Origin of the sequence: Streptomyces sp. WM4235 (assembly GCF_001279725.1) — a bacterium.
Lineage (GTDB): Bacteria > Actinomycetota > Actinomycetes > Streptomycetales > Streptomycetaceae > Streptomyces.
Map to the genome: position 1 here is coordinate 1 of NZ_LGDE01000029.1, position 11,618 is coordinate 11,618.

The window sequence follows — 11,618 nt, forward strand, 5'->3', positions numbered from 1 at the left end:
CCCCCCCCCCCGCCCCCCCCCCCCCCCCCCCCGCCCCCCCCCCCCCTCCCCCCCACCCCGCCACACCCCCCGTCGCCCCCGTTGCCCTTTCAGGAGTACTCAGTCATGTCGTCCCACCGCCGACCGATCGCCATCGCGGCCGCCATCGCCACCGCCGCCGCCCTCGGCGCCACCGCCCTCGTCCTGCCCGCGACGGCGGCGGTCTCCGCCCCGGCCGCCGTCGCCGCGGACTCCACCGCGCCGTGGCCGATCGTCAAGGGCACCCTCGACTGGGGTGTGAAGGAGACCTTCCGCACCTACGTCACCACCGTCGCGAAGGGCGAGATCACCGTCGCCGACGGCGCCACGAAGAACGCGGACGGCACCTTCCGCTTCGGCGCCCCCACCGGCCAGTACATCCCCAGCGGCGCCCACATCGTGACCGCCGCCTTCAAGGGCAGCGTCACCTTCAAGTCGACCGCGCACCACTTCGAGATCACCCTGAGCAACCCGCGCTTCGACACCGGCACGAAGAAGCTCGTCGTCGACGTGAAGAAGAACGGCACGCTCACGCAGAACGTCCCGTTCGCGACCGTGGCCTTTGCCGGCCCGCAGATGGACAAGTTGGGGACGGTCCTCACCGCGGAAGCCGCCGAGCAACTCGACTACCCGGGCTACAAGGACCAGCCGGGAGACGCGCTGACGGCGGCCCTGGAGTTCGGCAAGCCCCCGGTCGACCCCAAGCCCTCGACCTCCACGGACCCCAAGCCGTCCACGTCCACGGACCCCAAGCCCTCGACCTCCACGGATCCCAAGCCGACGACCTCGACGAAGCCGACGACGTCCACGGGCCCCAAGCCGTCCACCTCGACGGGCCCCAAGCCCTCGACCTCCTCCGGCGCCCCGGCCGAGGGCGCCCAGCAGATCCGGAGCGGCAGGCTCAAGTGGGGCGTCAAGGCGTCCTTCCGCAAGTACGTCCAGTCCGCGGGCTCCATCACCCCGGCGGGCGGCGCCGTCGCGAGCGACGGCACCTTCTCCTTCGCCGGGGGCAAGGGCACCCTCGACACGAAGAAGGGCAAGCTGAACGCCTCCTTCGAGGGCAACCTGCGCTTCCAGTACGCGGCCCACGGCATCGACATGACCTTCGGCAACGTCCGCATCGACACCCAGGGCGCCAAGGGCACCCTGGTCCTGGACGTGAAGACCGCCGCCGGAACGAAGACCAACGTCCCCTTCGCCACGCTCGACCTGGCGAAGGCCGACTACAAGACCGGCAAGGGCCTCCTCGCCCTGAACGGCGTCCGCACGGCACTGACCGAACAGGGCGCCGCCGCGTTCCTCCGGGAGCCTTCCACCACCCCCGTCTACCAGGACGGCTACGCGCCCGGTGACCGGATCGACGACGTCAACCTCACCGTGTCCGTGGACAAGGACGTCACCGCCCCCGACGCCACCGGCGGCTCCACCACCGGCGGTTCGACCTCGGGCGGCACCGGCACCACCGGCGGTACGGGCACGGTCGGCGGCGGCACCGTCGGCGGTGGCAGCGTCGGCGGGAGCGCGGGCGGCAACCTCGCCTCCACCGGCGCCGAGATCCCGGCCGGAGCCCTGCTCGGAGCCTCCGGCGCGGTCATCGCGGCCGGCGCCGGCGCCGTCCTCATCGCCCGCAGGCGGCGCGTGACCCAGGGCTGAGCCATGCTTGAATGCCCGCTTGACATCCTCCCCGCCCTAAAGGACGGGGATTCCTGGCTCACTTCGCCTGACACCTAGCAGGTGGCAGGTCTTACAAGATCAACGCCAGCCGGGTACGAGACCAGCCCGGACGAGCATCACGCGGGCGGAGTTCTCATCCCTGGGGGACTCGATTCCGCAAGCGGTGCACGTATACGTTCTCATCGAAAGAGGCAGGCGGTGCTTGGCTCTCGCTCCGCAGTGCGCGCAGTCCATCGTGGTGTGCGCGGGGTGGACAAGGTGCAGCTCGCGGCCGTGCTTGCGGCCCATCTCGATCAGGGCCGTCTTCGTGGCGCCGATCGCGGCGTCCGCGGCCTTGCGGGCCATGGTCGACTTCGCGAGGAACTTCGGGCGGAAGTCCTCGACGGCGAGCTGGTCAAAGTCGCGCGCGACGGCCTTGGCCCACTTGCGGGCCGTGTCCTGGCGCCGGCGGGCGACCTTCTTGTGGAGCTTGGCGGTCTGCCGCTTCGCCTCGCGGTAGCCCTTCGAGCCCGGCCGGCCTTTCTTCGGCTTCCTGCGGGCCATCATCCGCTGGTAGTGCGCGAGCTTCTCGGCGGCGCTCTTGCCGTGCTCGGGGTGCGGCAGATCGTGGGCGCCGGACGTGGTGGTCGCGATCTCCCTGACGCCCCAGTCGACGCCGATCATCCTGCCCGTCGCGGGAAGGGCCTCGGTCACGGTGGCGACCACGAAAGACGCGTACCAGTGCCCGAGGCTGTCCTGGTAGACGCGGACGGAGGAGGGAGGCTTCGGCAGGTCCCGCGACCAGACCACACGCAGGACGATCCCGCCGGCCACGTGCAGACACCCGTCCTTGAGGCGGAAGCCGCGCCGGGTGTAGTTCAGGCTCGGCAGCGCCTCGCGCTTCTTCTTCGGCTTCGGCATCCCGGCCCGCTGCTTCATCGGCAGCCTGGCCTTGATGTCCCCCAGCGCCTTCGCGCGGGACTTGGCGAAATCGCGGATGATCTGCTGCTGTGGAACCGAGGAACCCTCCCTCAGCCACACCATCGAACGCCGGGCCCCGGTCAGCATCCTGTCGAGCTGCGCCGGACCGCAGGTCGTCTTCGTCTCGGCGTCCTTGTTCAGCTTGTGGACCGTGCGGGACATCGCCACGCACTCGTTCCACACCCAGCGGCATCGCGCCCACTCCGCTTCGAGCCGGTCCGCGGCGCCTGACGAGACGCGGAGCCGGTAGGTGTACCGGGCGTGCCCGGTCCCCTCGTCGGCCATCGCTGCTGCCGTCATGATCGCAACCTAACAGCCCCCACTGACAACGAACGAAAGCTCAGGTCACAGCAGATGCGCAGAGAACTCCGCCGCTTCGCGGCTCCGAGCCGAGGACCCCTTCCTCCCCGGGCTGAAGCCCGGGGCATCCTGGGAGAGATCCGGTGAACGATCTCGACGTGCTCAAGGTCTTCTGCGCGGGCGACGGCCGGTACGGCAACCTGCTCGGAGTCGTCCGCGACGGCCGCACCTGCCCGGATGACGCGTCCCGGCAGGCGCTGGCCGCCGAACTCGGCTACAGCGAGACGGTGTTCGTCGACGACCCCGAACGCGGGGTCGTCGACATCCGCACCCCCGGCGCGCGGCTCGCCTTCGCCGGGCACCCGCTGGTCGGCCTCGCCTGGCTGCTCGACATCGAGGAACTCCAGCCGCCGGTCGGCTCCGTCTGGGCCCGCGACGACGGCGAGTTCACCTGGATCACCGCCCGCCCCGAATGGGTCGAGGGCAAGCGCACCGAGCAGTACGCCTGCGCCGCCGAGGTCGAGGAACTGCCCGCCCCGCCGCCGGGCGAGGGCTGGTTGTACGCGTGGGCGTGGGAGGACGAGGCCGCGGGCCGGATCCGGGCCCGCGGCTTTCCGCGCCGCCCCGACGGCGTCGTCGTCGAGGACGAGGCCACCGGCTCGGCGGCGATCCTGCTCACCGCCCAACTGAACCGCGCGCTGAACATCACCCAGGGCGCCGGCTCCCAACTCCTCACCGCCCCCGGCCCGGACGGCACCGTCGAGATCGGCGGACGCGTGCGCTTCGCCCCCGCCGGGAACCGGCCCCCCGGCCGGAACTGAGCACCCGACCGGCCCGGTCGAGTGCCGCGGCCCCCGGACACGGGGAAGGGGCGGACCCCGGCGGGCCCGCCCCTTCCCTCTCGTGCACCGGTCGGTCCCGGACGTCGCTCACGCGCTGAGCGGGAACTCCTGGCCCAGCTCGCGGAAGACGGCCCCGTTGAAGTCGAAGGCGCGCTTGCACTCGTCGATGATCCGCTGCTTCTCCAGATCGTCCGCGGAGATCGCGTCCAGCAGCTCGCGGTAGGTGCGCTTGAAGGCGGCCGGGTTGGAGATGTCCGCGAACACGTAGAAGCGCACGCCGTCGCCCTTGCGCTCGAAGCCCCAGGTGCGCTCGGCCTTGTCCCGGATGATCTGCCCACCGGACAGGTCGCCCAGGTAGCGGGTGTAGTGGTGGGCCACGTAACCGCCCGGCCAGTCGGCCGCGCACTCGGCCACCCGGGCCGCGTACGCCGCGGTCGCCGGCAGCGCCACCAGCGACTCGCGCCACCCGGGGCCGCGCAGGTGCGCGAGGTCCCGCTCGATCTCCGCCAGGCGCATCAGCTCGGGCCGGATGAACGGCCCGGCGACCGCGTCGTCCTTGAGGGACTCGGCCGCGTCCTCCAGGGCCCGGTACACGAACCACAGCTGCTCGGTGTAGCGGGCGTAGGCGTCGACGCCCAGCCGGCCGCCGAGCAGATCGCTCATGAACGTCGAGGTCTCGGCCTCTGTGTGCTGCTCGTGCGAGGCGACACGGATGACCGTGGAGAAGGCGTCCAAGGCGGACCTCCGAGTGATCGGGGGATGAGAAAAGGCGTGGCGGCATCGCCGCCACACCTCGATCCTCGTACTTAGGCTTGCCTAAGTCAATGTGTTCCCGACGTCTTGTCGGTAAAAATTCGCCCGGCCCCGAGGCCTCCCACTAGGGCAGCGTCAGGATCTCCGCTCCCGTGTCGGTCACGACCAGCGTGTGCTCGAACTGCGCGGTCCGCCTGCGGTCCTTCGTGACGACCGTCCAGCCGTCGTCCCACATGTCGTACTCGTGGGTGCCGAGCGTGAGCATCGGCTCGATCGTGAAGGTCATGCCGGGCTCGATGACCGTGGTGGCGTGCGGGCTGTCGTAGTGCGGGACGATCAGGCCGGAGTGGAAGGACGTGCTGATGCCGTGCCCGGTGAAGTCCCGGACCACGCCGTAGCCGAAGCGCTTCGCGTACGACTCGATGACCCGACCGATGATGTTGATCTGCCGGCCGGGCTTGACCGCCTTGATGGCGCGGTTCAAGGACTCGTGGGTGCGCTCCACCAGCAGGCGCGACTCCTCGTCCACCTCCCCGCACAGGTAGGTGGCGTTGTTGTCGCCGTGGACGCCGCCGATGTACGCGGTCACGTCGAGGTTCACGATGTCGCCGTCGCGCAGGACGGTCGAGTCGGGGATGCCGTGACAGATGACCTCGTTGACGGAGGAGCACAGGGACTTGGGGAATCCCCGGTAGCCGAGCGTCGAGGGATAGGCCCCGTGGTCGCACATGTACTCGTGGGCGACCTTGTCGAGCGCGTCGGTGGTCACCCCCGGCGCGATGTGCTTGGCGGCCTCCTCCATCGCCTGGGCGGCGATCCGGCCGGCGATGCGCATGGCCTCGATGGTCTCGACGCTCTGCACCTCCGGTCCGGTGTACGGAGTGGGCGCGGGCTTGCCCACGTACTCGGGCCGGCGGATGTTTCCGGGAACGGAACGGACGGGAGAGAGCTCGCCTGGTACGAGCAGCGACTGGCCAGACATGCAGGCGAGTGTATCCAGCGGTGATGGGGCAAGCTGGCGACAGAGAGCGGTACGAGAGGAGCCCGAGGACGATGGCCCTGTTCAAGAAGCGCCAGGTCGGCAAGCCCGGCGAGTGGTACTACTGCCTGGTCCACAAGAAGGTCGAAGAGGGCCCCGACTGCCCGGCGAAGGACCGTTTCGGCCCCTACGCCACGCCCGAGGAGGCGAACCACGCCATGGAGACGGCGCAGGAACGCAACCTCGAATGGCAGAACGACCCGAAATGGAACGACAAGACCCGCGAGGCGGGCGAGGAAACCCCCTGAGGCGCCCCCCGAGGCAGGCCCCCCGAGGCAGGGGGTGAGACGGGCCGGCGGGGCGGCACCCCCCTCGGGCGGTGCCCCTCACCAGCGGCCGGGCGGCGGGGCGGTCAACTGATCGGCCAGCCGCGCCAGCCGGTCCCGGAACCGCCGCGAGCCACGCCGGTCCGGCGGACCGTTCTCCCCGGCCGCCGCGCTGACCAGGTGCTGCACCGTGTCCAGGTCCAGCTCGGCCGCGGCACCCGGCACCGACAGCGCCTCGTGCGCCAACGTCCCCAGCTCGGGATCCCCACCGTCCAGGGACAGCACGGTCGCCCCGGCCCGCCGCGCGTCGTGCACCCGCTCCAGCAGCCCCGCGCCCGGCTCCTGCGGAGCCACCACCAGCACCGTGTGCCCGCGCCGGGCCGCCTCCAGCCGGCTCAGCCCCACGGACAGGTGCGGCGGCTCGCCCGGCAGCACGCGGTGTCGCACGAGCGTCGGCGCCAGCTCCGGCAGCCCCGACCACGCCGCCTCGTCCACCAGGTGCGCGGCCATGTGCCACGGCTCGTACTGCTCCGTACCCACCAGCAGCAGGCTCCCGCCGGACGGAACCACCGCGCGCCGCAACGAGCCGGCGAAACCCCGGGCGGCACCCGGCCACCGCGTGCCGGCGAGAACCTCGCGCAGCAACGCCACCCTCACGGCATCCATGGCGGGCATCCTGCACCACGGAAAGGACGCGCGGGTGCGATACCGGCGGCTCCCGTCCGTTCGACTGACGCGTACTCGGCAGTACTCTCGCCCCCATGACTTCCTCAGACAGCACGCAGAAGCCGCCGGCCAAGGACCCCCGGGACCTTCCCGACGTCTCCGGCCTGGTGGTCGGCGTCCTCGGCGGCACCGGCGACCAGGGCCGCGGCCTCGCCTACCGGTTCGCCCGCGCCGGCCAGAAGGTGATCATCGGCTCGCGCGCCGCGGACCGCGCGCAGACCGCGGCCGAGGAGCTCGGCCTGGGCGTCGAGGGCGCCGACAACGCCGACTGCGCCCGGCGCAGCGACATCGTGATCATCGCGGTGCCGTGGGAGGGCCACGCCAAGACCCTCGAAGCACTGCGCGAGGACCTCGCCGGCAAGCTCGTCGTGGACTGCGTCAACCCGCTCGGCTTCGACAAGCAGGGCGCCTACGCCCTCCCGGTCGAGGAGGGGAGCGCCGCCCAGCAGGCCGCGGCCCTGCTCCCCGACTCCCGGGTCACGGCCGCCTTCCACCACCTCTCCGCGGTGCTGCTCCAGGACGAGACGGTCGAGGAGATCGACACCGACGTGATGGTCCTCGGCGAGTCCCGCGCCGACACCGACCTCGTCCAGGCCCTCGCCGCCCGCATCCCGGGCATGCGGGGCGTCTTCGCCGGCCGCCTGCGCAACGCCCACCAGGTCGAGGCCCTGGTCGCGAACCTCATCTCCACCAACCGCCGCTACAAGGCCCACGCGGGCCTGCGCGTCACGGACGTCTGAACCGACCCGCGCCCCCTCCGCGCCCCGGCCGGCGCGGCCGACCCCGAGCGGCACCGCTCGTACGGTCAGCCGCGCCGGCCGGCCCGCACGTCCAGCGGGCCCAGCCGCGCCACGACGCCCTGGTGGAACCGCGCCACGGCGTCGTCGACGCTGCGGATGAAACCCGACTCCGTGTTGCCCCGGGTGTTGCCCATCCCCTTGATGAGCGTCAGCCGGAACCCGGACACCGGCGCCCCGTCCCTGGGCAGCAGGTTCCCCGGCTCCGGCCGCAACCGCTCCAGGGTGCCGCGCGCCCCGCTCCCGCCCTCGACCAGGCTCTCCACATGGAGATCCGCCGGCGCCTCGGCCAACATCCGGACCAGTTTCTTCACCGACACCAGTGCGGTGGGCCCCTCCGGGGCGGGGACGTCCGTCGAGGTCCGCACCTTGCCCGTCCTCAGATCGGCGGTCACCGCGATGACACCGCTCGTGCCGTCGACCCGCAACTCCGCCGAGAGCCGGCCGTCCACGCACAGGGTCTCGGCCGCGGCGAGCCGGCGCTCCCGAGGATCGCTGCCCCGCCGGGCCCGCTGCACGGGGAGGGCCTTTTGGCCCAGTTCTCCGCCCAGGCGCAGGCAGACCTGACGGATCAGCCGTTCCCAGCTCTCCACCACGTCGACGGCCCGCTCGTCGCCCATGTTGAGGGTCTCGTCCTCGATGCCCTTGCGGACGGGTACCCAGGACGGTCCCATGTTCTGGAATCCGTGACAGCCGGAGTTCTCGTGCCGGAGGTACTCCAGCAGTTCCTGGAGGAGCCAGGCGTGCGCGGGGTTGCCCACGCCCTCGTGGCGGATCAGGAGCTGGGCCTGGTGGGCCACCTCCGCCCACGACAGGTGCCAGAGGTCGACCTTGTGCTTGCGACGCCCGTCGATCTTGACGTCGACCACGGGGGCGCCGTCGAGGGCCACGTCGTTGGAGAGCGTGATGACGGCCTCGTAGCCGCGCCGCGCGGCGATGTCCATGTACGCCTGCACCTGCTCGGCCCGGAGCGGGTTCCCGTTGGTCTTCGTCTCCACGAGCGCGGTCCAGAGCTTGCCGGCGCGCTCGATCCGGATGACGCCGTCCGGCCGGCGGGGGGCGTCGCCGTGGGGCAACGACACCTCCGTGAAGGTCTGCGTCCGTCCGGCGGGGGCGCCGAAGGCGGCCGTGAGCCGCCGGCCCAGCTCGGGCACCTGCGTCATGACGGAGAGGAGCACCGAGGTCGCCCGCACCTCCCGCTCCCGGTCGCTCTTGAGGGTGGGGACCGGGAAGAGCCGGGCCGGCTGCCAGGAGTCGTTCTCGGCCAGGGACTTCCTGGCCACCCTGGGCAACGTGACCTTCTTCCTGGTCGTCGGGGCGCCCCTGGTGACGGACCCGTCCCGGCCGCGGGACTGCGCGGGGACGCCGGCGACCGCGGGAGCGTCCTCGGCCGGTCCGGCGTGCGCGGCGGGCTCGATCGGGGCGGGAGCCGCGCCGGCCGTCGTGGTCACGGGTCCGGCGGGGACCGGGCCCCCGGCGGGCGTCCTCGTCCCCCGCGCCGTTTCCCCCGCCGTGCTCGGGGCCGGGGCCGGGGCCGGGGCCGTGGCCGTGCTCGGGGTCGTGTCCGGGGCCGTGGGGGAGTCCTCGCCGTCCTCGCCCTCCTCGACGACGGAGATCCCGAACGCCGTGGCGAGGCCGGCCAGGCCGGTCTCGTACCCCTGCCCCACGGCCCGGAACTTCCACTCCCCGCCCCGCCGGTACAACTCGCCGAAGACGAAGGCGCTCTCCACGCTCGCGTCGTCGATGGAGAACCCGACCAGTGGCTCACCGGAGCGGTCCGCGACCGTCATCCGCAGGTCGTCGAGGTCCCCGAAGCAGGCGTCACCGTACTGGCTCGCCGCCACCACGATCCGCGCGATGTCCGCCGGGACGGCCGTCAGGTCCAGTCCGATGCGGTCCTCGTCGCCGCTGCCGGTCGGTGTCTTCCCGAGCAACTGGACGCTGCCGTCCTCGGCCGCGGGACGGTTGTAGAAGTAGAAGTCGTCGTCCGAGCGGACCTTGCCGTTCGTGCCGAGCAGGAACACGGACACGTCGGCGTCGCCGGCGCCCGACGCGCTGGTCCACCCCAGACTCACGACCACGGCCCCGGCGTCCTGGCCGAGGGCGGTCAGACTGACGTTCGCACCCTTTGTCATCTCCCGCATGGCTTCCCCCCGGTCGTCCGGCTTCGTCCGCTCGGACGGAGCTTCGCGCACCGTATCCAGCCGGCGGACCGGCCCTCAGGCGAAGGGGGAAATGGGCGGGATGTCCCGAGGGGGTGGCGGCGACCGGCGGCGGGACGCGATGGGGGACACTGGAGGAGCCTGACCCCGTTCCGTGTCGCCGAGGAGCCGTGCCGCATGCCCCGCCTTGCCGTGTTCGCCGTTGTCGTCTGTGCCCTGTCCGTGGCCGCGGCCGTGGTCGCCTTCGTCGAGGGCAGCTTCCTCGGGATCATCTGGGTGCTGCTGGCCGGGCTGACGTCCAACATGGCCTGGTACTACGTGCGCAAGGCCAAGGCCGACAAGGCCGCCCGCGCGAACGGCTGACCGCAGCCGCAGCCGCCGCCGCAGCCGTCCCCGGCTCCGGGGGCGTGCCCGGAGCCGGGCAGGACGACGGTTCAGCCCGCCGGGGTGCAGTAGCCGTCCGCGTCCTGCCAGAAGCGGTAGAGGTCGCGACCGCAGTACGTCTCGAACTCGGACACGCCGAGCGCGTCGAGGATCCCGCTGACCGCGCCGAAGAAGAACGCGTTGACCTCGGGGATCCACAGCAGCGCGAACACGCCGAGCAGGGCGAACGGCGCCAGCGGCGCCACCTGGCGGCGCACCCCGTGCGACAGCCACGGCTCGATGACCCCGTACCCGTCCAGGCCCGGCACCGGCAGGAAGTTCAGGATCGCCGCCGAGACCTGGAGCAACGCCAGGAACGCCAACGCGAAGCGGAACGGCATAGGCACCCCGTCGAGGGCGTTCAGCCAGAACGGCGCGGTGCACACGACCGCGAAGGCCACGTTCGTCAGCGGGCCCGCGGCCGAGATCAGACTGTGCTTCCAACGGCCGCTGATCCGGTCGCGTTCGATGTACACGGCGCCACCGGGCAGACCCAGACCACCGAGGATCACGAAGATCACCGGCAGCACGATGCTGAGCATGGCGTGCGTGTACTTCAGCGGGTTCAGGGTCAGGTAGCCCTTGGCGCCGACCGTGATGTCGCCACCGTGCAGGGCGGTCCGGGCGTGCGCGTACTCGTGCAGGCACAGCGAGACCACCCACGCCGCCGTGACGAACAGGAACACCGCGAGGCCGGTGCTCGTCGAATACCCCGTCCACACGGCCCACCCGGTCACCGCCATGACGGCGACGATCCCGAGGAAGACGGAACTGATCTGCCGCTCGCCGCGGCTGCCCTGGTGACCCATGCGGCGAAACCTATCCCGGGTCCGGCGACGGGTGTCCCCCGGGTACGGCGACAATGGGCCGGTGCGTTACGTGATTCTCGGCACCGCCCAGGCCCTCACCGACGACGGCGACCCCGTCGCCGTGGGCGGGGCGCGCCTGCGCGCCCTCCTGACCGCCCTCGCCCTGCGGCCGGGCCGCACCGTGCCGGTCGAGCTGCTGGTCGCCGAGGTGTGGGACGGGGACCGGCCGGCCGACGCGCCGGCCGCGCTCCAGGCCCTGGTGGCGCGGCTGCGCCGGACGATCGGGCACGCCGCCGTGCGCTCCGGTGAGGGCGGCTACCGCCTGGCCGCCGCCCGCGAGGACGTGGACCTGTACCGCTTCGAACGGCTGGCGCGGGCCGCCGCCACCGAGCGGGACCCGGCCGCCGCCGCGGCCCTGTACGACGACGCCCTCGCCCTGTGGCGCGGCCCCGCGCTGGCCTCGCTGCCGGATCCGGCCGGGGAGTCCGCGCGCTGGGAGGCCGTACGGGCCGACGCGCGCCGGGGGCGGATCGCCGCGGCCCTCGCCCTCGGCGAGGCGGAGCGGATCCTGCCCGAGCTGACCGCGCTGTGCGCGGAACCCCCGCTGGACGAGCCACTGCAAGCCCTGCGGATCCGCGCCCTCGACGCGGCGGGACGCCCGGCGGAGGCACTGGCCGCCTACGAGGGACTCCGCCGGGACCTCGCCGACCGCCTGGGCGCCGACCCGGGCCCGGAACTGCGCGCCCTCCACGCGGCCCTGCTCGCCCCGCCGGAACCCCCGCACGCACCGCGGCCCCCGCACCCGGGAGCAGCCGCCCCGGCCCCCGCCCCCGAGGCGCGGCCCGGCAC

12 protein-coding genes are annotated in these 11,618 nt (G+C 72.5%); 6 read left to right on the forward strand and 6 right to left on the reverse strand.

What is annotated here, in order from left to right:
- Positions 1-105 precede the first annotated feature (105 nt).
- Positions 106-1,671 (forward strand): HtaA domain-containing protein, encoded by a 1,566-nt coding sequence (locus ADK55_RS04745; RefSeq protein WP_053676186.1) that lies wholly within the window; start codon positions 106-108, stop codon positions 1,669-1,671.
- Between the two features lie 99 nt (positions 1,672-1,770).
- On the opposite strand, the gene ADK55_RS04750 is transcribed toward ADK55_RS04745, so the two are convergent.
- Positions 1,771-2,952 (reverse strand): RNA-guided endonuclease InsQ/TnpB family protein, encoded by a 1,182-nt coding sequence (locus ADK55_RS04750; RefSeq protein ID WP_053676187.1) that lies wholly within the window; start codon positions 2,950-2,952, stop codon positions 1,771-1,773.
- A 143-nt stretch (positions 2,953-3,095) separates the two neighbouring features.
- Between ADK55_RS04750 and ADK55_RS04755 the strand changes: the two genes are divergently transcribed.
- On the forward strand, positions 3,096-3,773 hold the full coding sequence (locus ADK55_RS04755; protein WP_053676188.1) for a PhzF family phenazine biosynthesis protein: 678 nt from the start codon (positions 3,096-3,098) through the stop codon (positions 3,771-3,773).
- Positions 3,774-3,881: 108 nt separating this feature from the next.
- Here ADK55_RS04755 and ADK55_RS04760 read toward each other — a convergent pair whose 3' ends face one another.
- The gene (locus ADK55_RS04760; RefSeq protein ID WP_053676189.1) at positions 3,882-4,529 is read right to left on the reverse strand and encodes a heme oxygenase (biliverdin-producing); all 648 of its coding nucleotides are present in this window, start codon (positions 4,527-4,529) and stop codon (positions 3,882-3,884) included.
- Between the two features lie 142 nt (positions 4,530-4,671).
- Positions 4,672-5,529 carry a type I methionyl aminopeptidase gene (gene map, locus ADK55_RS04765; RefSeq protein ID WP_053676190.1) on the reverse strand — a complete coding sequence of 286 codons (858 nt, stop codon included), beginning with the start codon at positions 5,527-5,529 and terminating at the stop codon, positions 4,672-4,674.
- Positions 5,530-5,600: 71 nt separating this feature from the next.
- On the opposite strand from map, the gene ADK55_RS04770 reads away from it, so the two are divergent.
- Positions 5,601-5,834, forward strand: coding sequence for a hypothetical protein (locus ADK55_RS04770; RefSeq protein ID WP_053676191.1), 234 nt, complete (start codon positions 5,601-5,603; stop codon positions 5,832-5,834).
- Positions 5,835-5,912: 78 nt separating this feature from the next.
- On the opposite strand, the gene ADK55_RS04775 is transcribed toward ADK55_RS04770, so the two are convergent.
- The gene (locus tag ADK55_RS04775) at positions 5,913-6,518 is read right to left on the reverse strand and encodes a hypothetical protein (protein ID WP_053676192.1); all 606 of its coding nucleotides are present in this window, start codon (positions 6,516-6,518) and stop codon (positions 5,913-5,915) included.
- A 95-nt stretch (positions 6,519-6,613) separates the two neighbouring features.
- Between ADK55_RS04775 and npdG the strand changes: the two genes are divergently transcribed.
- Positions 6,614-7,318, forward strand: a complete 705-nt coding sequence (gene npdG, locus ADK55_RS04780; RefSeq protein WP_053676193.1) for an NADPH-dependent F420 reductase — start codon at positions 6,614-6,616, stop codon at positions 7,316-7,318.
- A gap of 65 nt (positions 7,319-7,383) precedes the next feature.
- Here the strand turns inward: npdG and ADK55_RS04785 are convergent, their stop codons facing one another.
- Positions 7,384-9,519, reverse strand: a complete 2,136-nt coding sequence (locus ADK55_RS04785) for a TerD family protein (protein WP_053676196.1) — start codon at positions 9,517-9,519, stop codon at positions 7,384-7,386.
- Positions 9,520-9,714: 195 nt separating this feature from the next.
- On the opposite strand from ADK55_RS04785, the gene ADK55_RS04790 reads away from it, so the two are divergent.
- A complete protein-coding gene (locus ADK55_RS04790) occupies positions 9,715-9,900 on the forward strand; it encodes a hypothetical protein (protein ID WP_053676194.1) in 186 nt (61 codons plus the stop codon).
- Positions 9,901-9,971: 71 nt separating this feature from the next.
- Here ADK55_RS04790 and ADK55_RS04795 read toward each other — a convergent pair whose 3' ends face one another.
- On the reverse strand, positions 9,972-10,769 hold the full coding sequence (locus ADK55_RS04795) for a site-2 protease family protein (protein ID WP_053676195.1): 798 nt from the start codon (positions 10,767-10,769) through the stop codon (positions 9,972-9,974).
- 61 nt (positions 10,770-10,830) lie between these two features.
- On the opposite strand from ADK55_RS04795, the gene ADK55_RS04800 reads away from it, so the two are divergent.
- On the forward strand, positions 10,831-11,618 hold a 788-nt coding region (locus ADK55_RS04800; RefSeq protein WP_078998482.1), incomplete at its 3' end, for an AfsR/SARP family transcriptional regulator.

What these genes read in the sequence shown, in the direction of transcription:
- ADK55_RS04795 (WP_053676195.1), bottom strand. Translation starts at nt 10,769, where the DNA reads ATGGGTCACCAGGGCAGCCGCGGCGAGCGGCAGATCAGTTCCGTCTTC.
- ADK55_RS04745 (WP_053676186.1), top strand. Translation starts at nt 106, where the DNA reads ATGTCGTCCCACCGCCGACCGATCGCCATCGCGGCCGCCATCGCCACC.
- map (WP_053676190.1), bottom strand. Translation starts at nt 5,529, where the DNA reads ATGTCTGGCCAGTCGCTGCTCGTACCAGGCGAGCTCTCTCCCGTCCGT.
- ADK55_RS04770 (WP_053676191.1), top strand. Translation starts at nt 5,601, where the DNA reads ATGGCCCTGTTCAAGAAGCGCCAGGTCGGCAAGCCCGGCGAGTGGTAC.
- ADK55_RS04785 (WP_053676196.1), bottom strand. Translation starts at nt 9,519, where the DNA reads ATGCGGGAGATGACAAAGGGTGCGAACGTCAGTCTGACCGCCCTCGGC.
- ADK55_RS04790 (WP_053676194.1), top strand. Translation starts at nt 9,715, where the DNA reads ATGCCCCGCCTTGCCGTGTTCGCCGTTGTCGTCTGTGCCCTGTCCGTG.
- npdG (WP_053676193.1), top strand. Translation starts at nt 6,614, where the DNA reads ATGACTTCCTCAGACAGCACGCAGAAGCCGCCGGCCAAGGACCCCCGG.
- ADK55_RS04775 (WP_053676192.1), bottom strand. Translation starts at nt 6,518, where the DNA reads ATGGATGCCGTGAGGGTGGCGTTGCTGCGCGAGGTTCTCGCCGGCACG.
- ADK55_RS04750 (WP_053676187.1), bottom strand. Translation starts at nt 2,952, where the DNA reads ATGACGGCAGCAGCGATGGCCGACGAGGGGACCGGGCACGCCCGGTAC.